The 1,348-nt window shown below is 63.2% G+C and carries 1 protein-coding gene and 1 pseudogene; one reads left to right on the forward strand and one right to left on the reverse strand.

All coding sequences use genetic code 11. The annotated features are described in order from the left end of the window. Positions 1-177, forward strand: a pseudogene (locus V7N12_RS06100) (dihydrolipoyl dehydrogenase); the annotation flags it as partial. Between the two features lie 56 nt (positions 178-233). Here the strand turns inward: V7N12_RS06100 and V7N12_RS06105 are convergent. Then, on the reverse strand, positions 234-1,348 hold a 1,115-nt coding region (locus tag V7N12_RS06105), incomplete at its 5' end, for a hypothetical protein (protein WP_443089939.1).

Consider the following 1,348-nt stretch of genomic DNA (forward strand, 5'->3'; position numbering starts at 1 on the left):
CTGGGCGCGCATATGGTGGGTGCTGAAGTCACCGAACTGATCCAGGGCTATGTCGTGGGCCGCCAGTTGGAGACCACCGAGGAAGACCTGATGAACACCGTCTTCCCGCACCCCACGCTGTCGGAAATGATGCACGAAAGCGTGCTCGACGCCTATGGCCGCGTGATCCACATGTAGCTTGCGTCAGGTGTAATGCAAAAGGCCCGCCAATCGGCGGGCCTTTTTGTTGGGGTCTACTCGATTGTCAGCGGAAGGCTGGCAATCGGAACATATCCCTGTCCGGTGAAATACCGGATGACATAGTCGCCGGGTGTGTCGGGAAGCTGGATCGTCACCGGATTGCCTGCCTCGCTATAGGCAAAGGCCTGCCAACGGTCGCCGCCATCGGCATCTGCGGGTCCGACGCCGATAAAGTCGCCGTCATAATCCGGCCCGTCCCAACCGACGGGGATTTCGCTGCCCGCCGCCGCCGAGGGCGGGGCGACAAGCCGCGCCTCGACCGCCGTAATGGTGATCGGCATGGTTTGCAGGACCGAATTGTCCTGACCCGAGAAATACCGGATCAGATAATCGCCCTCGCCGATCGGCACCAGAAGGTCCAGCGGATTGCCCTCATTGGTATAGGTGAAGGTCTCCCACCGGTCGCCGCCCTCGGCTGCGGCGCGCCCGATCCCGAGATAGTCGCCATCATGGGCCGGCCCCTCGAACCCGACCGAGATCGTCGATCCCGCGACCGCCTGCGACGGTGCGTCGATCTCGACTTTCGGGGCGGTGACTGTGATCGCCTCGGACGCCAGAATCGCGCGATCCTGTCCAAGGAAATACTGCACCAGATAGTCGCCCGGCGTTGTCGGAACCAGCAGCGCGGCCGGATTGCCGTCGGCGGTATAGCGGAAGTTCTGCCACCGGTCACTGCCGGTGGCCCCCGCGACGCCGATGCCGATGTAGTCCCTGTCATAATCCGGTCCGGACCAGCCGACGGAAATCGTCGAACCGGCCACGGCCTCGGCGGGCAGATCGAGTGCTGCGCCGATCTCGGTCAGGGTGATCGGGACAGTCACAAGGATCCGGCGGTCCTGATAGAGGAAATAGCTGATCACATAGTCGCCCGGCGTGGTCGGCATGGTCAGTTGCAGGGGCGAGCCTTCGCGGGTGTAGGTGAAATTACCCCAGCGGTCACTGCCGGTCGCATCGGCCCGACCAATGCCGATATAGTCGCTGTCATAATCGGGACCGGTCCATGACAGCGTGATCGTGTCACCGACCGTGGCTTCGGCCGGGGCGTCGATGGTCGCGCCGATCTCGGTCAGGGTGATCGGGACAGTCACAAGGATCCGGCGGTCCTGAT

Source organism: Yoonia sp. (assembly GCF_036770585.1).
In the GTDB taxonomy this organism is placed as follows: Bacteria; Pseudomonadota; Alphaproteobacteria; order Rhodobacterales; family Rhodobacteraceae; genus Yoonia.